The sequence below is a fragment of the Vibrio sp. 10N.222.52.C3 genome (genome assembly GCF_041474195.1).
GTDB classification, from domain to species: Bacteria; Pseudomonadota; Gammaproteobacteria; order Enterobacterales; family Vibrionaceae; genus Vibrio; species Vibrio crassostreae_C.
On sequence record NZ_JBFRTQ010000251.1, the window covers coordinates 1 to 667 of the forward strand.

Below are 667 nucleotides of genomic sequence, written 5' to 3' on the forward strand. Positions count from 1 at the left end.
AGATATAAAAGTTATAGGAGAAACAACGAACGTAATATTTAATGATAGTGTTCGTTATGGGGTATTTGTATCAACTAAACTTGTTGATGCTATCGAATTTAAAGAACAGAGTGTAGTTGTTGAGTCTGGACGCTCACTACCTGATTTTGTTCGAGACGTGAGCATGCGAGGTTTTGGTGGGTTTGAGGGGTTAGAAGGAATTCCGGGAAGTATTGGTGGTGGCATTGTAATGAATGCCGGTGCTTATGGATATGAGATTTCAGATAACCTTATTAGTGTTACCTACCTTGACGAAAATGCAAAGAGAATAACTAAAAATAAAAAAGACTTATGTTTTGAGAAAAGAAACTCGATTTTTAAACATAGCAATTTAACTATATTATCTGCTGAGTTTACTCTTTCTCATGCTTCATTAGAAGAGATAAAAAAGAAAATTGAAACATTTCATATAGCAAGGCATATTTATCAAGAGTGGGCAATGCCTAACCTCGGAAGTATTTTTACGGCACCAAGAAGCTTATATGATCACTTTGAGCTAAAATCATTCAAAAACAAGTTAGTTTATAAGTTAACGCAAAAGTTCTTTTACAACAAAATAATGCGTTTTTACAACAGGAAAAACCCTAGTAATAAAAGGTTAAATGACATTATTAAAAAAGAAAAAGGG

The 667-nt window shown here is 33.0% G+C and carries 1 protein-coding gene; it reads left to right on the forward strand.

Annotation, left to right across the window (positions count from 1 at the left end):
* The coding region (locus tag AB4517_RS22750) for an FAD-binding protein (protein ID WP_372150130.1) at positions 1–667 on the forward strand (667 nt) is incomplete at both ends.